Raw genomic sequence first — 21112 nt, forward strand, 5'->3', positions numbered from 1 at the left:
GATTCAAACCGCATCAACACCCAAAATGTTATTTACCGTTCTTCCATGTTCTGTTTTGCGAGGTTATAGTCGGACCTAATGTGAGGTGCCTCACATGCGGCTAGTACTCAAGGGAGAGACCATGGCTTCTCAGTTTGATGCGTCGGCAACTGCCTTCCCCAGCAGGCGGACCATCCTCAAGACCGTCGGCGTTGGCGCAGTGGGCCTGGCCGGCATCCCGTTCCTCGCGGCCTGCACCGGCGGAAGCGCGCCGTCCGGCACAGGTTCCGACTCTTCCGGCCTCACCTTCGGCTCGGGTTCCTCCGACGACGTCCCCAAGCGGGCGTACCAGGCGGTCACCGATGCCTTCACGGCCAAGACCGGCAAAAAAGTCACCACCAACGTGGTGCCCCACAATGACTTCCAGAACAAGATCAATTCCTACCTGCAGGGCTCTCCCGACGATACCTTCACCTGGTTCGCCGGCTACCGGATGCAGTACTACGCGGGCAAGGGCCTCCTCGCGCCCATTGACGATGTCTGGCAGACCATTGGCGGCAACTACTCCGATGCGCTGAAGAAAGCATCCACGGGGCCGGACGGCAAGATGTACTTCGTACCCAACTACAACTACCCCTGGGGCTTCTTCTACCGGAAGAGCCTTTGGGCGGAGAAGGGGTACCAGGTGCCGGCAACCTTTGATGCCCTCAAGGCCCTGGCAACAAAGATGCAGGCCGACGGCATCATTCCCATTGGCTTTGCCGACAAAGACGGCTGGCCCGCCATGGGCACCTTCGACTACATCAACATGCGGCTCAACGGCTACCAGTTCCACGTGGACCTCTGCGCACACAAGGAATCCTGGGACCAGCAGAAGGTCACTTCCGTCTTCGACACCTGGAAGGCGCTCCTGCCCTTCCAGGATCCCGCCGCCCTGGGCCAAACCTGGCAGGACGCGGCCAAGGCACTGGAAGCCAAGAAGACCGGCATGTACCTGCTGGGCTCCTTCGTCACGCAGCAGTTCACGGACCCGGCGGTGCTGGCAGACATCGATTTCTTCCCCTTCCCGGAGATCGCCATGGAAGGCAGGGACGCCGTCGAAGCCCCCATCGACGGCCTGCTGCTGTCCAAGAAGGGCGGGGACAACAAGGCAGCCCGCGACTTCATGTCGTTCATGGGCACGCCGGAGGCCCAGGACGCCTACGCCAAGGTTGATAACTCGAACATCGCCACCGCCAAGGGCACGGACACCTCGAAGTTCACACCACTGAACAAGACCTGTGCGGACACGATCGCCAATGCCAAACACATCAGCCAGTTCTTCGACCGGGACGCGTTGCCGGCCATGGCCAACAACGTGATGATTCCGGCGCTGCAGAGCTTCATCAAGGACGGCAGCGTGGACGTCAAGAACCTTGAGGCCCAGGCCAAGAACCTCTACGCAGCGCAGTAGCCCCGCCAAAGGAAGGACGACGGCGGCGCGGGGCTCCCGCCGTCGTCCATCCTCATGCATCCAACAGCAAGGAAAGACAGCCATGAGCAGCACCGCACGAGAACTGATTCCGCCCGAGGCACGGGAGCCGGCCGTCCCTGTCCGCCGGACCAAAGGCGGGCGGGTCCGCCGCCTGTCCGGACGGGACAAACTGGTCCTGTCCCTGATGGTGGGCATCCCCACGCTGATCGAATTGGCGATGGTCTGGCTGCCCATGCTGATGTCGGTAGGGCTCAGCTTCACCCGGTGGAACGGCCTGGACCTGGCGGACATCCGGCCGGCAGGCACGGCGAACTACCAGTTCATCGCGCAGGACTACCCGCCGTTCTGGCCGGCGGTCCAGCACAACATGCTCTGGCTGCTGTTCCTGGCCCTCATCGCCACCCCGCTGGGTTTGCTGCTCGCGGTGCTGCTGGACCAAAACATCCGCGGAAGCAGGATCTACCAGAGCATCTTCTTCGCACCCGTCATGCTGTCGCTCGCCCTGATCGGCATCATCTGGCAGCTCTTCTACCAGCGGGACAACGGCCTCCTCAACTTCCTCCTGGGCACCGCTGGCACGCCGCAGGCCGTTGACTGGTTCGGCGACTCGTCGGTCAATATCTGGGCGGCCATGATTGCGGCCACCTGGCGCCATGCCGGCTACGTCATGCTGCTTTACCTGGCAGGCTTGAAGGGCGTCGACCCCAGCCTGAAGGAGGCCGCGGCCATCGACGGCGCGTCCGCCGTGCAGACGTTCTTCCGGGTGGTCTTTCCCGCCATGCGGCCCATCAACATCGTCATTGTGGTCATCACCATCATCGAGTCCCTCCGCGCCTTCGACGTTGTCTACGTGATCAACCGCGGCACCAACGGCCTGGAAATGCTCAGCGCCCTGGTGATCCAGAACCTCGTGGGCGAAGGCCAGGTGATCGGCGTTGGCTCCGCCCTCGCTGTGGTGCTGCTGGTCATTTCACTCGTCCCCATCGTCTTCTACCTCAGCCGCACCTTTGGCAAGGAGAACCAAGCATGAGCATCGCCGAAGCCCGCGCCCCCAGGGCCTCCGCAGAAACCACCGACCGGTCCGGAAGCCGCCCCAAGCGGCATTACGGGACCCACATCTTCCTGCTGGTGATGGCCGCCGTGTGGCTGGTTCCCTTGGGCTGGTCCGTCTTCACCGCGCTCCGGCCGGTGGCGTCCACCAACGAGCACGGCTACTTCAGCGTTGCCGGCGACTTCAACTTCGACAACTTCGTCCAGGCCTGGACGCAGGGAGGTTTTGCCACCTACTTCTGGAATTCGGTCATCATCACCGTGCCTGCGGTCCTGCTGACCCTGTTCCTCGCCTCCCTCATGGCCTTCGCCGTGAGCCGCGTCAACTGGAAGTTCAACATCACCCTGCTGATCATGTTCACCGCGGGAAACCTGCTGCCCCCGCAGGTCCTCGCGGCGCCCCTCTTCGAGATGGCCAAGCACTTCCAGGTGCCCTACTCCTTCAGCGATTCCGGCAACATGCTGAACACCTACATCATCGTCATTGCGGTGGACACGGCGTTCCAGATGGGGTTCTGCACCTTCGTTCTCTCGAATTACATGAAGGCCCTCTCCGCCGACCTGACCGAGGCCGCCCTGGTGGATGGTGCAGGCATCTGGCGGCAGTACCGGGAGATCATCCTGCCGCTGTGCCGCCCGGCGTTCGCAGCCCTGGGCACCCTGGAAGTCATCTTCATCTACAACGACTACTTCTGGCCCCTCCTGTTCATCCAGAGCGGCAACCGCCTCCCCATCACCACCGCCATCAACAACCTGCAGGGCCAGTTCCTGAACAACTACAACCTCCTGGCGGCAGGCGCGGTGATCACCGTGATTCCCACGCTGGTCATCTACCTGCTCCTCCAGCGGCAGTTTGTTGCGGGGCTGACTCTCGGTTCCAGCAAGGGGTAGGCAAAGATGGAACATGAAGCGGACACCGCTCCCTTAGCCGCCCGAAAGGAACTCCATGCTCCCCGCAGCACGCCACCAGGCCATCGTGGACGCCGTCCAGCGGGAAAGGGTGGTCCGCGTATCCGACCTCGCCCAGCAACTGGGCGTCTCGCTCATGACCGTCCGGCGGGACATCGAACTGCTGGAGGAAAGCGGCAAGCTGGAGCGGATCCACGGCGGAGCCAAGCTTCCGGGCGACGCCAGCACGCACGAGCCCGGCTTCGAACTGAAGTCCACCCAATTAACTGCCGAGAAGCGTGCCATTGCGGTTGCAGCGGCGGCGCTGGTCCATGAAGGCATGGCTGTTGGGCTGAGCGCGGGGACCACCACGTGGGCACTCGCCAAGGAACTGGTGGACGGGCCGCCCATCACCGTGGTGACCAACTCCGTTCGCATCGCCGACCTGTTCCACCATGCCGCCACGACCGGCCCGGCCCGCTACAGCTCCACCGTGATCCTGATCGGCGGCCAGCGCACGCCGTCGGACGCCCTGGTGGGACCCATCGCCACCAGCGCGCTGAAGCAGCTTCACCTGGACCTGCTGTTCCTCGGCGTCCATGGCATGGATTCGGTGGCCGGCTTCACCACGCCCAACCTCCTGGAGGCCGAAACGGACCGGGCCTTCGTGGCCGCAGCCCGGAAGACCGTGGTCCTGGCGGACCACACCAAGTGGGGTGTGCTGGGCATCAGCTCGATTGCCTCACTGGACGATGTGGACGAGGTCATCAGCGACCCCGGCCTGGGTTCCGAAGCCCAGCGGGTCCTGCAGGACCGGGTGGGCAGGCTTCGGCTCGCCGCAGCCTAGGGGACAGCCAGCCTACGGACAGCCAGCCTAGGGACAGCCGCAGGACTGCCTGATGTGCAGCTTTGTGGGGAAGATCCGGTGCCGCGGTTTTTCGCCGCGGCTGGCTCCCACCAGTGCGGCCACGGCGGCTTCCGCCATGGCGGCCACGGGCTGTTCGACGGTTGTCAGCGGCGGCCACGAGTATTCGGAGTCCGCGGAGCCGTCAAAGGACGCCACGGCGATGTCGCCGGGAACGGACAGCCCCGCTTCGTGGATGGCGCGCAGGAGACCTATGCCCTGCATGTCCGACGTCGCAAAGATTGCCGTTGGCCGGTTCACCGACGCCAGCAGCCGCTGCCCGGCAACATAGCCTCCGGGCCTGGTGAAGGCGCTGTACGAGATGGGCCCCTCAGGCAGGCCCGCCTCCTGCAGGGCCTGCCGCCAGCCCACTTCGCGGCCGTCAGTGGAGCCGGAGACGTTGGTACCCATCGCCAGGCCAATATTGGCGTGGCCATGGCCAATGAGGTGTTCCACCGCAATCCGGGCACCGGCCGCCAGGTCCACGCCGATGCTGTTGAAGCCCGGCGCATCGCGTTCCTGGTTGAGCAGCACCGACGGAATGTCTGCCGTTTCCAGGGCTTCCAGGTCCGGTTCGAAAAGGACGCTGGCCAGCAACACCCCGTCCACCTGGCGTGCAGCCAAGTTACGGACGTTCCGCCGTTCCTTGGCGAGGTTCCCGTCTGAGTTGCTCAGCACCAGGGCGTAGCCAAGGGCCGCGGCCGCATCCTCCACTGCATGGGAGAACAGCGAGAAAAACGGGTTGGAGATGTCCGGGACGATGAGGCCCAGCGTCTCGCTTGAACCCAGTTTGAGCGCCCGGGCGGCGGCGTTGGGCCGGTAGCCCAGGACGCGGATGGCGTCCTGGACCTTGGCTTCGGTGGCCGGGGCCACCTTCTTGGGACCGCCGTTGACCACATAGCTCACGACGGCGGTGCTGACGCCCGCAAAGCGGGCGACATCCTTGCGCGTCACCGGCCCGCGCGGGGCCGGCACAGCCGAAGTGGTCATGGAGTACATGCTAGCTACCAGTTGGCCGGGGCGTCGCCGAAGTCACGGATGGGCAGCCGCGCGCCGTTCTGCCGGGCCGATTCGTGGGCCACGATCCCGGGGAGGGTGAAGCGGGCAGCAGCCCAGGCGTTGACCGGCGGCAGCGTGCGGTTGTTCACGGCTGTGACGAAATCGTCCACCAGGAAGTGGTGGCTGCCTTCGTGTCCGTTGGGGGCACCAAGGAACTCCGCAGGCAGCCGCTCAGCATCATGGACCGGGGAGAGACCCGAGACAAAGGCGTCGCGGAGCTCCGGGGCAACGTTGGCCAGCGACGGGTCGTCCAGGGGAATGCTGGGGCGGGTCTCCATCTGCTCCGAGATGTCGTGGACGTTTTGCTTGTCCTGCCAAACGGTAACCTTGGCGAGCTGCTCGAAGCTGGCCTCGGTGCCGAAGAAGCGGAACCGGGATTCACGGATGTGCGAGGGGTAGCCAACGCGGCGCATTTCGTTGGTGCGCATGGCGCCGCCGTCGTTCAGCTCGAAGAGCGCCGTGGCATTTGAAAAGTCGTTGCCGAACATACTGACGTCCTTGTCGAACACTCCGTCGTTCCGCTGGTCCCTGACTCCGATACAGCTCACGCTGACGGCGTGCGATGGGATGGCGCCGAGCACTCCCCCGATTGCATGCGTGGGGTAGAGCATGGGCGGGTAGCTGGCAGTCTCCTTCCACCGCTCGCCGCCGCTGTACTGGTACGCGTCGTAGAAGCCCAGGTCCATGTCATGGACGTAGTCGCCCTCAGAGTAGAAGATGCGCCCGAACTTGCCGGCGGCGTGCTGTTCCCGGGCGTAGACCGTGGCCGGGTTGTAGTAGCTGGTCTCCCCCATCATGTAAACCAGGCCTGTGTCCCGGACGGCGTCGATGATGCGCGCGATTTCCTCCTCGGACACCGCCATGGGAACGGCCGAGTAGACATGCTTGCCGGCGCGGAGGGCCCGCTCCACCAAGGGGCCGTGGGTCCAGCGCTGGGTAAAGATCGCCACGGCGTCGACGTCCGAGGCGAGCAGGGCGTCGAAGTCCGCTTCCTGCCCCGCAAGGTGGTACCGGTCCACGGCCTCGGCCGCCCGTTCGGCGCGCTCGTCCACCACGTAGACGGCCTTCACGCCCGGGTGCAGATTGAAAAGGTGTGCGAACTGTGAGCCGAACTGGCCTGCGCCCACGATGCCGATAGAGAACGTCATTGTTGTGCCTTCCGTGAGGGGGATACCCGAGTTTTGCACTGCAATCTACTCGAGTCAACATCCAATAAATGGAAATAACTTCAACGCGTGAAACAAAAAGTAAGGTCTTGCCATCATTCTATCTACTCGTGTAGATTCCTTCCCAGCTTGTTACCTCCATCACACTCAGGAAAGGGTCGACGATGACCACCCTTACCAGGAACGCCAGTCCGGTTCAGCACTCCGTGCCCCGGGCGGTGAAGCGCCGGGGGCGCAGCGACCTGAAGACCGCACTGTTCTTCATCGCGCCGGCCATGATCGGATTTATCGTTTTCTACCTGGTGCCCACACTCCGGGGCATCTACCTCAGCTTCACCGAGTACAGCATCCTCGGCGACCCCACCTGGATTGGCACCGCCAATTACCAGGCCATCGCCAAGGACCCCCTGTTCTGGAACGCCCTGGCGGTCACCTCGCAGTACGTGCTGATTAACATCGCCCTGCAGACCGCACTGGCACTGGGACTGGCCCTCCTCATGCACCGGGTGGCCAAGTCAACCCTCATCCGCGGCGCCCTCCTCCTGCCGTACCTAATGGCCAACGTGATAGCCGCCCTCCTGTGGTTCTGGCTGCTGGACTACCAGATCGGCATCGTCAACTACTTCATCGAGGCCGTGGGCCTGCCCAAGGTGGCGTTCTTCGGCAGCGAGGAATGGGCCATCCCCACCCAGGCACTCATCAACACCTGGCGGCACATGGGCTACACCGCACTGCTGCTCTTCGCCGGACTGCAGGCCATCCCCAACCACGTCTATGAGGTGGCCAACCTGGACGGCGCCTCGCCCTGGCAGACCTTCCGCAAGATCACCATGCCGCTGCTCCGCCCGGTACTTGTGCTGGTCCTGATCGTCACCGTCATCGGCTCCTTCCAGGTGTTCGACACCGTGGCCGTCACCACCCAGGGCGGGCCGGTCAACGCCAGCCGCGTGCTGCAGTTCTACATCTACCAAAAGGCCTTCACTGAATCAGACTTCGGCTACGGTTCCGCCCTGGCCGTCATCCTCTTCGTCATCCTCGCCCTGGTGGCATTCATCCAGATGAAGTTCCTCAAGGGCAACGAATCGGACCTGGACTAAGGACGCTCCCATGACCACCGCAAAAGTTTCCGCCCCTGCCCGGCCCGCCACCCGCCGTCGTCCGTTCAGCTGGCGCCGCACGGCCGCCTGGACCCTCGTCGCCCTCGCAGTTGCCGTTTCAGTGCTCCCGTTCTACTGGATCCTCCGGACGGCGCTGTCCACCAACGGGTCACTGGCCGGCAACGCCACCAACCTGCTTCCCGCAGACTTCAACCTGGGCGCATTCCAGCGCGTCTTTGGCCTGCAGTCCCCGGAAGATGCCGTGGCACAGGGCGGCTCCGGAGCCCAAATCGACTTTTGGAGCTACCTGCGCAACTCCGTGCTCTTTGCCTCCATCACCACCATCGGGGCCGTGTTCTTCAGCGCCATGGCGGCCTACGCCTTCGCCCGGCTGCGCTGGCGTGGACGGAACATGGTGTTCAGCCTGTTCCTGGCCACCATGATGGTGCCCCCGATCTTCACCGCGCTGCCCAACTTCCTCCTCATCAAGAACCTGGGCCTGCTCAACACCATGGTGGGCCTGGTTCTCCCGTACATCTTCATGACCCCGTTCGCCATCTTCTTCCTCCGGCAGTTCTTCCTCAACATGTCCCGTGAGGTGGAGGAAGCGGCAATGCTCGACGGCGCCAAGCACCTGCGGATCTTCTTCCAGATCATCCTGCCCAACGCCGCAGCTCCCATCGCCACCCTTGCCCTGCTCACCTTCATCGGCCAGTGGAACGAGTACTTCTGGCCGCTGCTGGTGGGCCAGGACGAATCCGTCCGCGTCCTCACCGTGGGCCTGGGCGTCTTCAAGTCCCAATCCCCGCAGGGCGCCCCCGACTGGTCCGGACTGATGGCAGCCACCCTGGTTTCGGCCCTGCCCGTCCTGATCCTGTTCGCCGCCTTTGGCAAGAAAATCGTCAACTCCATCGGCTTCTCCGGCATCAAATAACCCTCCCTCCAACCACCCCCTCCACAATTCCCCCGGCCGCTCCCCGGCGCCCGGCCACGGCGGCCTGCCCGGAAGCACCTTGAAAGGACCCCCTCCCATGAAAAAGAAAGCACTCACCTCCCTGGCTGCAGCGGCAGCCGCAGTCCTGGCCCTCTCCGCCTGCGGTGGCGGTAGCTCCGCCGACGCCGGCAAGGGTGAAATCAACTACTGGCTCTGGGACGCCAACCAGCTCCCCGCGTACAAGCAGTGTGCGGACGACTTCCACAAGGCCAACCCGGACATCACCGTCAAGGTCACCCAGCGCGGCTGGGACGACTACTGGGGCACCCTCACCAACGGCTTCGTGGCCGGCACCGCGCCGGACGTGTTCACCGACCACCTGGGCAAGTACCCGGAATTCATCAAGAACAAGCAGCTGCTCGCGCTCGATGACGCAGTCAAGAAGGACAACATCGACACCGGCGTCTACAACTCCGGCCTCGCCGACCTTTGGGTGGGACAGGACGGCAAGCGCTACGGGTTGCCGAAGGACTGGGACACCATCGCCCTGTTCTACAACACCAAGCTCGCAGCCGACGCCGGCGTCACCCCCGAACAGATGGCCAACCTCACCTGGAACCCCCAGGACGGCGGCACGTACGAAAAGACCATCGCCCACCTGACTGTGGACAAGAACGGCAAGCGCGGCGATGAGCCCGGGTTCGACAAGAACAACGTGGCGGTCTACGGCTTGGGCCTCAACGGGTCCGGCTCCGGACAGGGCCAGACCGAATGGAGCTACCTCACCGGCACCACCGACTGGACCCACACCGACAAGAACCCGTGGGGCAAGCACTACAACTACGACGACCCCAGGTTCCAGGAAAGCATCGACTGGTTCGCCGGCCTGGTGGACAAGGGGTACATGCCCAAGCTGGAAACTACGGTGGGCGCCAGCATGGCGGACACCTTTGCCGCCGGCAAGTCCGTCATCAACGCCAACGGTTCCTGGATGATCGGCCAGTACACCGGCTACAAGGACGTCAAGGTGGGCATCGCCCCCACCCCCACCGGCGTCAACGGCAAGCGCGCCAGCATGTACAACGGCCTGGCGGACTCCATCTACGCCGGCACCAAGAAGAAGGACGCCGCCATCAAGTGGGTCGAGTACCTCGGCTCCGCCGCCTGCCAGGACGTGGTGGCAGCCAAGGCCGTGGTGTTCCCGGCCATCAAGACCTCCGCCGACAAAGCCGTGGAGGCCTTCAAGGCCAAGGGCGTGGACGTGACCCCGTTCAGCCAGCAGGTCAAGGATGGCACCACCTTCCTCTACCCGATTGCTGACAATGCAGCCAAGGTTGACGGCATCATGAAGCCCGCCATGGACGCGGTCGTCTCGGGCAAGGCTAAAGCCAGCTCACTGACCCAGGCCAGCGACCAGGTCAACGCCCTGTTCAAGTAAGCCCTCCAACGTGGCTGCGTATGTGGTCGCAGCCACCCGGCCGGGTGCCGCCGTCCTCCTCCTCGCGACGGCGGCGGCACCCGGCCACCCCTTCCCCTCAATTTCGTCTTGTGCGTAACTTAAGGCGCACGCCCTGAACACCGAAAGAGACCGCCATGGACCCCCTGCATCTCCGTTCCGCCGGCACCAGCCTGCTGATCAGCTTCGACAGCGGGGAGGCCGAGGTCATCCATTGGGGCGCCGACCTGGGCACGGAACTGCCGGACCTGGCGGTCCTGGCCGGACCCGTGGGGCATTCCTCCATCGATGCACGGGTCCCCGCAAGCCTGCTCCCCCAGGCTTCGTCGTCCTGGCGGGGCCGTCCCGCCCTGCGCGGCCACCGGATCAGCGACGGCGCCGCAGGCCTTGACTTCTCCTCCCGCCTCCGCGTCACGTCCGTGAATGCCGAAGGAGCAGAGGACGCCGCGGGCAATGCCGCCACCATCGTGCAGGCCGACGACAACACCGGCATCAGCGTTTCGACCACGATCAAACTGCACCCCGGCGGCCTGCTGGAACTGCGGCACACCGTCACCAACAACGGCACCACCCCCTTCCAGGTGGACGAACTGGCAACCGTCCTGCCCGTGGCGCCTGACGCCGTCGAACTCCTCGACCTGACCGGACGCTGGTGCCGGGAACGCCACCCTCAGCGGCGGCCCATCCAGCAGGGCACCTGGGTCCGGACCGGACGCCACGGCCGGACCGGGCACGATTCCTCCCTGCTGTTCGCGGCCGGCACCCGAAGCTTTGGAAACCGGCACGGCAAGGTCTGGGCGACGCACCTTGCCTGGAGCGGCAACCACGAACAGTTCGCGGACACCATCGGCGACGGCAGGACCATGATCGGCGGATCGGAACTCCTGGGTCCTGCCGAGGTCATCCTGGAAGCGGGCGGCAGCTACACCACCCCTGCCCTGTTCGCCGCCTACTCGGACCGGGGCCTGGACGGCATCACGGAGGCGTTCTACAGCTGGTTCCGCTCCCGCCCGCACCACGTGCTGCCTGCCGCCACCACCGGTCAGCCCGCAGGAAAGCCCCGCCCGGTGGTGCTCAACACCTGGGAAGCCGTGTACTTCGACCACAACCTGGACGCACTGACAGAGTTGGCTGACTCCGCCGCGGACCTTGGCGTGGAGCGCTTCGTGCTCGACGACGGCTGGTTCCGCGGGCGCCGTGACGACCATGCCGGGCTGGGCGACTGGTATGTGGATGAGACCGTCTGGCCGGAAGGCCTCACCCCACTGATCGACGCCGTCACCTCCCGCGGGATGGAATTCGGCCTGTGGGTGGAACCGGAGATGGTCAACCTGGATTCGGACATCGCCCGGGCCCATCCAGACTGGATTTCGGGCCCCTCGGCCGTGGCGCACAAGGACGGGGGCCGGCTGCCGCTCGAGTGGCGCAACCAGCACGTGATCGACCTCGTGAACCCGGAGGCGTGGCAGTACGTCTTTGACCGGATCTCAGCCCTCCTGTCCGGCAACAACATCAGCTACCTGAAGTGGGACCAGAACCGGGACCTCGTTGAACAGGGCCACGGCGGCCGCGCTTCGGTCCACGAACAGACCCTCGCCGCCTACCGGCTGTTCGACGAGCTCCGCAAGGCACACCCCGGCGTCGAAATTGAGAGCTGTTCCTCCGGCGGCGCCCGGGTGGACCTGGGCATCCTGGAGCGGACGGACCGGATCTGGGCCTCCGACTGCAACGACGCGCTGGAGCGGCAGACCATCCAGCGCTGGACTGAGGCCGTGGTTCCGCCGGAACTCGTGGGCAGCCACATCGGCCCCACCACCTCGCACACCACCGCCCGCACCCACGACCTTTCCTTCCGGGGCATCACCGCCCTGTTCGGCCACTTCGGGATGGAATGGGACGTGCGCAGCGTGCAGGGCAAGGAGCGCGGGGAACTGCGGCGCATCGTGGGCCTTTACAAGGAACACCGGGACCTGATCCACAGCGGCCGCCCCGTCCACGCGGACGTTGCGGACGACGCCTTCCTGCTCCACGGCGTGGTAGCAGAGGGGCCCGTTGCGGAAAGCACGACGGCGGCACTGTTCGCCCTGGTCAGCACGCGCACCTCAGCGGCCGAGCAGCCGGGACGGATCGGCATCCCGGGGCTCGAGGATGCGCGCAGCTACCGCGTGGAGGTGGTCTTCCCCGCTGAAGACGACGCCGACTACCGCCACACGGTCACGCAGGTCCAGCCGCCGGCGTGGCTGTCGAAGGGGGCGGTGGCCACCGGCAGGTTCCTTGCGGAAGTGGGCCTGCCAATGCCCAACCTGAACCCGGAGCACGCCCTGCTACTGACGGTCACAGCCCTCTAAACCACCATCGGCTGCTGAGTACTTGTCGTTTTCGAGCTCGAGAACGACAAGTACTCAGCAACGGACGAAATGGGCCGGCGTAAGAATGCGCGGTGGGCAGGGCCACCCGATAGATTTGCAGGCATGACTGAAGCCTCCTCCACTGTCGAAGCCGGCCGCGGCACCATCCTGGTCATCAATGGCCCTAACCTGAACCTCCTCGGCACCCGCGAGCCGGAAAAGTACGGTACCTCCACCCTTGCCGACGTGGAACAGCTGGCAGCCTCAGCTGCCAGGGAACATGGTTTTGCGGTGGAATGCCTCCAGTCCAACCATGAGGGTGTCCTGCTGGACGCCATCCACGCAGCGAGGGGGACCGCCGCCGGCATCGTCCTGAACGCCGGCGCCTTCACGCACACCTCCGTGGCACTCCGTGACGCCCTTGCAGCCGTCCAGCTTCCCGCCGTCGAGGTTCACATCACCAACGTGCACCAGCGCGAGGAATTCCGGCACCACTCCTACCTGTCGCCGGTCTGCGCCGCGGTGATCGTGGGCGCAGGGGTGTTCGGTTACAAGCTGGCCGTCGATTACCTGGCCGAGGTCCTGTAACCGGCAGGTTCTACTTCTGGATGCACTGTCCCGAGGAAACAGGCGAGGACAGCCCCGGGGCCTGCTCCGCGACAGGCTCAAGGTCATTCATGGTGATGGCGAAGCCCACTTCGGCATCAGAGGTTGCCTTGGCGAAGACCACCCCGGCCACCTGGCCCTCGGTGGTGAGCAGCGGGCCGCCGGAGTTTCCGGGCTGTACGTCCCCGGCCAGGCGGTAAATGTCCTCCGGCGAGGGATTGTTGCCGTAAATGTCCGGCACCAGGACGGTGGCGATGTCCTGGACGGTGGCTGGCTTGGACTGGAAGGGCCCACCGTGCGGATACCCTGCGAACGCGGCCTGGCTGCCGCCGGGCAGGTCGCGGCTAAGCGGCAGCGGCCGGGAGGGGAGATTGTCCACGGCCAGGACTGCCAGGTCCCGCTTGGTGTCGAAGTAGACCACCCGCCCGGGCATGGCACCGCCGTCGGGCATTTCCACCACGGGCTGCGAGACGCCGGCCACCACGTGCGCGTTGGTCACCACGCGGTCATCGGAGACCACGAAACCGCTGCCGGTCTGGTTCTGGCCGCATTCGTAGGCCGTGCCCGCGATCCTCAGGACGGACTGGGCAGCCTTGTTCAGCGCGGGCGTATTGGTGCTCGTGTTGGGCACCTGGACCGCCTGGCCCTGGTCCAGCCCTTCAATCAACGTGGGAATGCCGTTGCCGATCACCGTGGAGCGCAGCTGCGCCATGGTGGCCTTGACTGGCGTGGGAGTGAGCCCGTCGATGAACCGGATTACCTTGGATTCGGCCAGCTGCTGGGACACAACGGGCACGCCGAGGGAGCTGACGCTGAACGCCAGCATGGACATCACCAGCGCGGCGACCACCAGGTTCAACGCCCCGCCCACCAGCCGGTCCACGGCGCGCAATGGCCGGATCCGCACCACTCCGCGCAGTTGCCGGCCCACCATGGTCCCCAGGCCGTGCCCCAGTGCCATAAGTACGACGGCGGCAGCGATGATGGCGGTGAGCCTCCATCCGGAGTCCTCAACGAAACCGCTGACGAGGGGGACGGCAAAGAAGGCTGCGATGGCACCGGCGGCGAAGCCCGCCAGGCCACCGACAGTGACCAGGAACCCGTTGCGGAGGCCGTAGATCAGGTATGACAGCAGCGCCAGGATCAGGACAATGTCCAGGACAGTCAGGCCGACCACAAAGGCTCCTTATTAACAGTTGAACCTCCATTCTAGTGGGGGTGGCTGACAATCTTCTGTGGCCCGCGGCCCCCTTCAGCGGACAGGCGGTCCGCTGCCCGCAGGTGTTTCGGCTGCCAAGTTCGTCACAGAACCTTGAAAATTCTGAAACAATGGCAAAAGCGCCACAGCCGATACTTTTACGTAGGAGATTTCATGGACATCGAGGTACTGCGCCGAGCACCCCTTTTCGCCACGCTCGACGACGACGCATTCCGTCTGCTGACGGACGAGCTCACCGAGGTGGACCTTTCCCGCGGCGCATCGGTGTTCCGCGAAGGTGACCAGGGTGACCAGCTGTACTTCATCGTGTCCGGCAAGGTGAAGCTGGGCCGCACCTCCCCCGACGGCCGCGAGTCCCTCCTGGCCATCCTTGGGCCGGGTGAGCTCTTCGGCGAGATGGCCCTCTTCGATCCCAGCCCCCGCACCGCCACCGCCACCGCGGTCTCCGAGACCCGCCTGGCCGGGCTGAAGAACGAAAGCCTTAACACCTTGCTGCGCACCCGCCCCGAGGTCTCGGCCCAGCTGCTGCAGGCTCTGGCCCGCCGCCTGCGCCGCACCAACGATTCCCTATCCGACCTCGTCTTCTCCGACGTTCCCGGCCGCGTGGCCAAGGCACTGCTGGATCTTGCCGACCGCTTCGGCCGGCCGGCAACGGACGGTGTCCTGGTGGCGCACGAGCTCACCCAGGAGGAACTGGCCCAGCTGGTGGGCGCCTCCCGCGAAACGGTCAACAAGGCCCTGGCCGAGTTCGTCCAGCGAGGCTGGCTTCGCCTCGAGGCCCGCGCCGTGGTCATCCTGGACATGCAGCGCCTCCGCCAGCGGTCCCGCTAAGCGACACGCCTGCACCCCAACAAGAAAGCCGCCCCGAGGGGCGGCTTTCTTGTTGCCTGGGGTTTGTTGCTTCAGAGCGGATCAGCTCTTTGCCACATCCAATTCGACGACGGCCCACGACAGGGCGGGCAGGCTCAGCCGCAGCTCGGAGCCGTTTGCCTTAGCTCCCTCCAGCGGCTTGAGGCCAACCCGGTCGGGGTTCTCCTGGCTGTTGATGGTGAAGCGGTCGCCGCCGTCCGGGATTTCCAGGACTTCGGCGCGGAGCACCCGCCGTGCGTCGAAGCCGTGCAGGTTGACCTCCACGTCCGCAGCTTCTTCAAGGCCCCGGTTGGCGAAGAAGAGCGCGACGCGGCCCGTCTCCTCGTTCCAGGTGGCACTGACATCTACGAGGTCGGTGCCACCAAAGCGCTCGTTTTCGTACTTGTCCGAGTCGACGGACAACCTCAGGATCTGGCCCTTCGCGAGTTCTGCCATCCGGGAGAAGGGGTGGAAGATGGTCTGGCGCCAGGCCGGCCCGTTCTCCTCGCTGAAGATGGGGCCGATGACGTTGACCAGCTGGGCCTGGTTGGCGATCTTGACGCGGTCGCCGTGGCGGAGCAGCGAGTTCAGCAGGGTGCCCACCACCACGGCGTCCGTCACGTTGTATTTGTCCTCGATGAGTCGCGGGTGCTCGCGCCATCCCGCCTTGGCCACGTTTCGCAACTGGTCCTCCGTGTCCCGGCCGCGCTGGTACCAGACGTTCCACTCGTCGAAGGACAGGTTGATGTGCTTCTTGTGCTTTCCCTTCGCCCGGACCGCATCGGCAGTTGCGATGACTGATTCAATGAAGTAATCGGTATCCACTGCGCTTGCCAGGAAGCTGCCCGCGTCGCCTTCATACTCGTGGTAGTAGGCGTGCAGTGACACGTAGTCCACCTCGTTGTAGGTCTGCGTGAGGACAGTCTGCTCCCAGTCGCCGAATGTGGGCATCCGCGAATTGGAACTTCCGCAGGCCACCAGTTCGATGTCAGGGTCCACGTAACGCATGGCCTTGGCCGCCTCCTGCGCCAAGCGGCCGTATTCCTCTGCGGTCTTGTGGCCGATTTGCCATGGCCCGTCCATCTCGTTGCCCAGGCACCAGAGCTTGATGTTGAACGGGTCCTTGTGGCCGTTCTTGGCCCGCAGGTCAGAGAGACGGGTGCCACCGGGGTGGTTCGCATATTCCACGATGGCCCGGGCGGCATCCACTCCCCTGGTGCCGAGGTTGATGGCTTCCATGATTTCGGTTCCGGCCTGGCGCGACCAGTCCACAAACTCGTGGAGGCCAAAGGCGTTGGTTTCCACCGTGTGCCATGCGCCATCAAGCCGGCGCGGGCGGTCTTCGCGGGGGCCGATCCCGTCTTCCCAGTCATAGCCGGAAACGAAGTTGCCGCCCGGATAGCGGATCACGGTGGCGCCCAAATCCTTGACGAGCTTGAGCACGTCCTGCCGGAAGCCGTTCTCGTCGGCCTCCGGGTGGCCCGGTTCAAAGATGCCGGTGTAGACGCAGCGGCCCATGTGCTCCACGAAGGAGCCGAACAGCCGGCGGGGCACTTCGCCGATGGTGAAGTCGCGGTCGAGGGTGATTCTGGCGCGGGACATAAGAACTATCTCCTTGGTTGTGCAGCAGGTACGGGGTGGAAAGTGAGGGTGGGCATCAGGTGCCGGCGAGGCCCGTCGTCGCAACGCCCTTGATGATCTGGCGCTGGAAGAACAGGAACACCACGATCAGGGGCAGGGCGGCGAGCAACGCGGACGCCATGTTCTGCGCGTACTGGATGCCGTAGGCGCTCTTGATGGTCTGCAGTCCCACCGGAAGGGTGAGGAGGGACGCGTCGTTGGTGGCGATGAACGGCCACAGGAAGTTGTTCCAGGCACCGATGAACACGAAGATGGCGACGGCGGCCAGGATGGGCCGGGACAGCGGCAGGACCACCTGGAGGAAGATCCGCATGCGGCTGGCGCCGTCCATCACTGCGGCTTCTTCGAGTTCGCGGGGAATCTGGTCAAAGAACTTCTTGAGCACGAACACCATGGCGGGGTGGATGACCTGCGGCAGGATGATGGCCCACGACGTATCGATCATGTGCAGGGCGAGCATCTGGTAAAAGAGCGGAATGATCAGGACCGGCGGAGGGACGATGATGGAGGCGATGATCACGGTCATCAGCACCTTCTTTCCCTTGAAGTCGATCCGGGACAAGGCGTACGCCACCAGCGACGAGATCACCAGCGTGACGGCCGTGATGGCCGCCGAGGTGTACAGCGAGTTCCAGGTCCAGAGCGGGATGTTGCCGTCCTGGAACACCTTCACGAACGCGTCGGCGGTAAAGCCCGACGGCGGGATCCAGCTGATCTTCGGCGAGGCAGCATCCGTCTCGCTCTTGAACGCCGTAACGGTAGCCCAGGCGAAGGGGACCAGCCACAGGACTGCGATAACCGCGGCGACAACGACGGCAGCGATCTTGCCGGCCGACATCTTCTTTCGGGGTTGGCGGACTGCTGGGCTGGTGCTGGTGCCCAACGTGGCACGGTTGAGGGTCTGGGTTGCCATGGTTATGCGCTCCTGCGGCGGGTGATGACGAACTGCATGACCGAGACGAACACGATCAGTCCGAAGAAGATGTAGGAGATGGCTGCGGAATAGCCCAGCCGGTAGCCGGTGAACCCGGTTTCGAAGATGTACTGCACCACGGGCCTGGTGGCACCGCCGGGCCCGCCGGCTGTCATCTGGTACACCTGATCGAAGATCTTGAGCGAGGCAAGGACCTGAAGGAGCACGATCATCACGGTGGTGGGGCCCAGTTGCGGCAGGGTGATGGAGAAGAGCTGGCGCCAGGCCCCGGCGCCGTCCAATGACGCCGCCTCGTAATGCTGGGCGGGTATGTTCTGCATCGCGGCGAGGTACAACAGGAAGTTGAAACCCACCGTCCACCACAGCGTGGCAATGACGATCGCCCACATGGCCACGTTGGGGTCGTTGAGCCAGGCGACCTTCGGGATGGCGATCTTGGAGAGGGCATGGTTGATCAGGCCAAGCTGGGGGTTGTACATCCACGTGAAGAACAGTGAGACCACGGTGGAAGCCAGCAGGTACGGGGCGAAGTACGACAGGCGCCACAGCCACTGCGCCGGCAATCCGACGTTCAGCAGTGCCGCCATAACCAAGGCGACCAGCACGAGCGGGACGGTGCTGATGACCGTGAAGTAGAGGGTATTTCCGAGTGAGCGCCACATGTCGGCATCAGCGAAGGCTTCGGCGTAGTTCGCGAAGCCGATCACGCTGTCATTGGCCCCGGTAAGGGACTTGCCGGTGAGGCTCATGTAGATGCCGTAGACAACTGGCCACACCAGGAAAACGAGGAAGAATACCAAGAACGGCGTTGCGAACCCCCAACCGCTCAGGTTGTTCCTGGTGACGCTGCTGCGGCTCCCCCGGACTGCTGGTGAAGAAACCCGGCTCCCCGGGCTCCGCCGGGCTGTTAATGAAGAACTCATGAAGGACTCCTTTGTCGCTCAGTGGGGTTAGACCGGGTTGGGCCGGGAAAGAAGGGTGTTGGTGCGCTTCTCGAAGGCGGCCCATCCATCAGCTGCCTTATCGCGTCCAAGGAGGACGTTCTGTACGTTTTCCGCGAAGTAGGTCTGCCAGTCGGAGCCCGAGCCGCTAAACCAGGACTGGGGATCGTAAGCAATGACGTCCGCTGCATTGGCGTAATGCGCCTGCGGCTTGAGGTCCTTGTAGGCCTGTGACTGGACCACGGGCTGATAAGCAGGAATGTGTCCCGCTTCTGCCCACGAGAGTGATCCCTTGAGGATGTCGCTGACGAACTTATAAACGTCGCGCCGCTTCTCTTCGTCCAGGTTCAGCTGCCGTGGCAGGACGAAGGAATGCGAGTCGGCGTATGCAGCCGCTGTGCCATAGAGGGTGGGGATGGTTGCGGCGTCCACCGGAAGGCCTGCCTTCTTCATCGTCGGCAGCTCCCAGACACCGCTGAACAGCATGCCTGAGCCGCCGCGGGCGAACTCCGCGATGCCGGTACTGATATCGCCGCTCTTGGCCGCGATGGTGTCATCGAAAAGCGATGCCATGAATTCCAATGACTCTATGGCCGCGTCCCGGTCAACCTTCATCGGCTGGCCGGGCGTCAGTTCCATGTCCGCGCCGTGCTGTTTGTAGAGCGTGTAGAAAAGCCGCCACATCTGGGACCCACTGCCCAGGTAGCCAAAGGACAACCCGTGGGCTTGGGTAACCTTCTGCATCTCCTTGGCCATGGCCATGAACTCCTGCGGGGACTTCACTTCCTGCAGCTGTCCATTGCCGGCCAGGACACCGGCTTTGCCTGCCACGTCCGTGTTGTAGAACATGATGAACGGATGCGAATCCAGGGCGATGGAGAACACCTTGCCGTTCTGCTGGCTTTTGTCCCAGATCCTGGGCGCAAAGTTGTCGGCCGTGACACCGTTCGCCGACAGCAGGTCCAGGTCCCATGGATCGATCAGTCCACCGGGCGCATAACCTGAGACCCTGCTGGCGTGCATGATGGCCAGTTGTGGTGGCCGGCCGCCGGCCGATGCCATGGCGAGCTTGGTGTAGTAGGGCGGGCCCCATGCGAGGACGGTCGGGTGCACCTTGAACCCGGGGTTGCCCTCGTTGGCCTTGCTGATCAGGGCTTGCATCTTTATGCCGTCGCCGCCGGACAGCAGATGCCAGAACTGGATGTCCCTGGGAGCTGCGGCGGAGGCGTTTCCACCGCATCCTGCCAAGGCGCCTGCAGCGAGGACACTGCCCAGTGCTGCGGTTCCTGACAGTAGCTGCCGCCTGGACAACTGCCTGCCTGCGAAAAAATCAAACTGCTTCACCCGTCACTCCTTTGGATGGGTCCGCTGAAAGTCATTTCGTGCCTCAAACCCTTGCCGGCCGGATCCCCCATTGCAGCCCCGCAAGCCCAGGTGTGACGCAGGCAACACGTTACATCGTTGTAATGACCGCCGCAATGGAAATTTGTTAGCGTTCGCAAAGTGACGCGGCGGTCTCGATTAGGCACTGCGCAGGGATCCGATGGCGGGACCAGGCCTAGGGGCCGGTGCTCTCCCGTTCCACGATCTCGTAGTCCACGGCGACCACCCTCTGGGGCCCCTCACGGTCGCCCATGCGTTCGGTAAGGAGGCGCAGGGCCTCGCTGGCCACCTGGCGTTTGTCGAAGGAAACGGTCGTCAGTGCCGGCACGGCATACTTCGCGTGGGCAATGTCATCGAACCCGGCTACGGCAACGTCGTCGGGAACCTTGATGCCACGCTTCCACAGCACACTAAGGGCGCCAAGGGCCATGGAATCCGTGAAACAGAAAAGTGCCTCCGGAACGGGGTTTGAATCCAGGTAAGCGGACAGTGCCTTGGCGGCCGCATCGGGACTCCACTTTTCGCACGGGATAATCAACGAGTCATCCCAGGCGATACCCAGTTCCTCAAGCCCGGCCTGGTAGCCACGGGTGCGCAGGACGGCTGCTGCAGAGCCCCGGCGCCCGGCGGCTCCCAGAACCGCTATACGCCGTCTTCCCGTCCTGCCAAGCGCCAGTGTCATGTCACGGGCCGCGGCCACGCTGTCCACCCAGACGCGGTCGGCCAGCTTCTGCGACACTTCCCCGAGCAGGACCACCGGAGGGAGCGAAACGCCCACTTTGACGGCGCTCTCGTCCAGCACTACCGGGTTGAGGATGAGCCCGTCGATCAGGTTCGACCGGGCCCGCGACATCAGCTCATATTCGCGGGCGGGGTCAGAACCGGTCTCCTCGAGCTGCACGCTCCACCCCTGCTCGTGGGCTACCTCCACGACGCTGTGCGTAATTTCGGCAGAATAGGCGGTGGCCAGGTCCGGCAGCGCCAACGCGATGACGCCCGACCTGCCATTGCGCAGTCCGCGGGCAGAAAGATTGGGAACGTAATCCAGTTCCGCCATGGCCTGCTCCACCTTGAAGCGGGTGGGACCACTGACGGGGACTATGCCGTTCATGACATTCGAGACGGTCTTTGGCGAAACCCCTGCGAGACGCGCTACGTCCTTGACCGTTGCGCGCAAAGGCGCC

General features: G+C 64.3%; 18 protein-coding genes. 10 read left to right on the forward strand and 8 right to left on the reverse strand.

The window, feature by feature from the left end; genetic code table 11:
- Nucleotides 1–121 precede the first annotated feature (121 nt).
- The 4 genes from JCQ34_RS16005 (at nt 122) to JCQ34_RS16020 (ending at nt 4238) form a co-directional block, all read left to right on the forward strand.
- On the forward strand, nt 122–1432 hold the full coding sequence (locus JCQ34_RS16005; protein WP_286399082.1) for an ABC transporter substrate-binding protein: 1311 nt from the start codon (nt 122–124) through the stop codon (nt 1430–1432).
- Between the two features lie 82 nt (nt 1433–1514).
- The gene (locus tag JCQ34_RS16010; protein ID WP_286399083.1) at nt 1515–2483 is read left to right on the forward strand and encodes a carbohydrate ABC transporter permease; all 969 of its coding nucleotides are present in this window, start codon (nt 1515–1517) and stop codon (nt 2481–2483) included.
- Complete coding sequence (locus JCQ34_RS16015; RefSeq protein WP_286399084.1) at nt 2480–3394, forward strand: carbohydrate ABC transporter permease; 915 nt, start codon at nt 2480–2482, stop codon at nt 3392–3394. The genes JCQ34_RS16010 and JCQ34_RS16015 overlap by 4 nt, the downstream gene beginning before the upstream one ends.
- A gap of 55 nt (nt 3395–3449) precedes the next feature.
- Nucleotides 3450–4238, forward strand: coding sequence for a DeoR/GlpR family DNA-binding transcription regulator (locus tag JCQ34_RS16020; protein WP_286399086.1), 789 nt, complete (start codon nt 3450–3452; stop codon nt 4236–4238).
- Between the two features lie 27 nt (nt 4239–4265).
- Here the strand turns inward: JCQ34_RS16020 and JCQ34_RS16025 are convergent, their stop codons facing one another.
- Both JCQ34_RS16025 and JCQ34_RS16030 read right to left on the reverse strand, forming a co-directional pair.
- Nucleotides 4266–5294, reverse strand: coding sequence for a LacI family DNA-binding transcriptional regulator (locus JCQ34_RS16025; protein WP_376976628.1), 1029 nt, complete (start codon nt 5292–5294; stop codon nt 4266–4268).
- Nucleotides 5295–5299: 5 nt separating this feature from the next.
- Nucleotides 5300–6502 (reverse strand): Gfo/Idh/MocA family protein, encoded by a 1203-nt coding sequence (locus JCQ34_RS16030; RefSeq protein ID WP_286399089.1) that lies wholly within the window; start codon nt 6500–6502, stop codon nt 5300–5302.
- A 182-nt stretch (nt 6503–6684) separates the two neighbouring features.
- Here JCQ34_RS16030 and JCQ34_RS16035 point away from each other — a divergent pair, with 182 nt between their 5' ends.
- The 5 genes from JCQ34_RS16035 (at nt 6685) to aroQ (ending at nt 12943) form a co-directional block, all read left to right on the forward strand.
- Nucleotides 6685–7617: a carbohydrate ABC transporter permease gene (locus JCQ34_RS16035; RefSeq protein WP_286399091.1), complete on the forward strand. Its 933-nt coding sequence runs from the start codon at nt 6685–6687 to the stop codon at nt 7615–7617.
- A 10-nt stretch (nt 7618–7627) separates the two neighbouring features.
- A complete protein-coding gene (locus JCQ34_RS16040; RefSeq protein WP_286399092.1) occupies nt 7628–8551 on the forward strand; it encodes a carbohydrate ABC transporter permease in 924 nt (307 codons plus the stop codon).
- A 97-nt stretch (nt 8552–8648) separates the two neighbouring features.
- Nucleotides 8649–9989: an ABC transporter substrate-binding protein gene (locus JCQ34_RS16045; protein ID WP_286399095.1), complete on the forward strand. Its 1341-nt coding sequence runs from the start codon at nt 8649–8651 to the stop codon at nt 9987–9989.
- Between the two features lie 155 nt (nt 9990–10144).
- Nucleotides 10145–12355, forward strand: coding sequence for an alpha-galactosidase (locus JCQ34_RS16050; RefSeq protein WP_286399098.1), 2211 nt, complete (start codon nt 10145–10147; stop codon nt 12353–12355).
- A gap of 123 nt (nt 12356–12478) precedes the next feature.
- Nucleotides 12479–12943: a type II 3-dehydroquinate dehydratase gene (gene aroQ, locus JCQ34_RS16055; RefSeq protein ID WP_286399101.1), complete on the forward strand. Its 465-nt coding sequence runs from the start codon at nt 12479–12481 to the stop codon at nt 12941–12943.
- A gap of 10 nt (nt 12944–12953) precedes the next feature.
- Here aroQ and JCQ34_RS16060 read toward each other — a convergent pair whose 3' ends face one another.
- Nucleotides 12954–14138, reverse strand: a complete 1185-nt coding sequence (locus tag JCQ34_RS16060) for a MarP family serine protease (RefSeq protein WP_286399102.1) — start codon at nt 14136–14138, stop codon at nt 12954–12956.
- A 195-nt stretch (nt 14139–14333) separates the two neighbouring features.
- On the opposite strand from JCQ34_RS16060, the gene JCQ34_RS16065 reads away from it, so the two are divergent.
- Complete coding sequence (locus tag JCQ34_RS16065) at nt 14334–15011, forward strand: Crp/Fnr family transcriptional regulator (protein ID WP_013602309.1); 678 nt, start codon at nt 14334–14336, stop codon at nt 15009–15011.
- Nucleotides 15012–15092: 81 nt separating this feature from the next.
- Here the strand turns inward: JCQ34_RS16065 and JCQ34_RS16070 are convergent, their stop codons facing one another.
- The 5 genes from JCQ34_RS16070 to JCQ34_RS16090 all read right to left on the reverse strand — a co-directional run bounded on the left by JCQ34_RS16070 (nt 15093) and on the right by JCQ34_RS16090 (nt 21105).
- A complete protein-coding gene (locus tag JCQ34_RS16070) occupies nt 15093–16631 on the reverse strand; it encodes an alpha-N-arabinofuranosidase (RefSeq protein WP_286399105.1) in 1539 nt (512 codons plus the stop codon).
- Nucleotides 16632–16686: 55 nt separating this feature from the next.
- Complete coding sequence (locus JCQ34_RS16075) at nt 16687–17583, reverse strand: carbohydrate ABC transporter permease (protein ID WP_286399107.1); 897 nt, start codon at nt 17581–17583, stop codon at nt 16687–16689.
- A gap of 2 nt (nt 17584–17585) precedes the next feature.
- A complete protein-coding gene (locus JCQ34_RS16080; RefSeq protein WP_286399110.1) occupies nt 17586–18527 on the reverse strand; it encodes a carbohydrate ABC transporter permease in 942 nt (313 codons plus the stop codon).
- A 27-nt stretch (nt 18528–18554) separates the two neighbouring features.
- Complete coding sequence (locus tag JCQ34_RS16085) at nt 18555–19889, reverse strand: extracellular solute-binding protein (protein ID WP_286399113.1); 1335 nt, start codon at nt 19887–19889, stop codon at nt 18555–18557.
- A 214-nt stretch (nt 19890–20103) separates the two neighbouring features.
- Complete coding sequence (locus JCQ34_RS16090; RefSeq protein WP_286399116.1) at nt 20104–21105, reverse strand: LacI family DNA-binding transcriptional regulator; 1002 nt, start codon at nt 21103–21105, stop codon at nt 20104–20106.
- Nucleotides 21106–21112 lie beyond the last annotated feature (7 nt).

The sequence above is a fragment of the Pseudarthrobacter defluvii genome (assembly GCF_030323865.1).
Lineage (GTDB): Bacteria > Actinomycetota > Actinomycetes > Actinomycetales > Micrococcaceae > Arthrobacter > Arthrobacter sedimenti.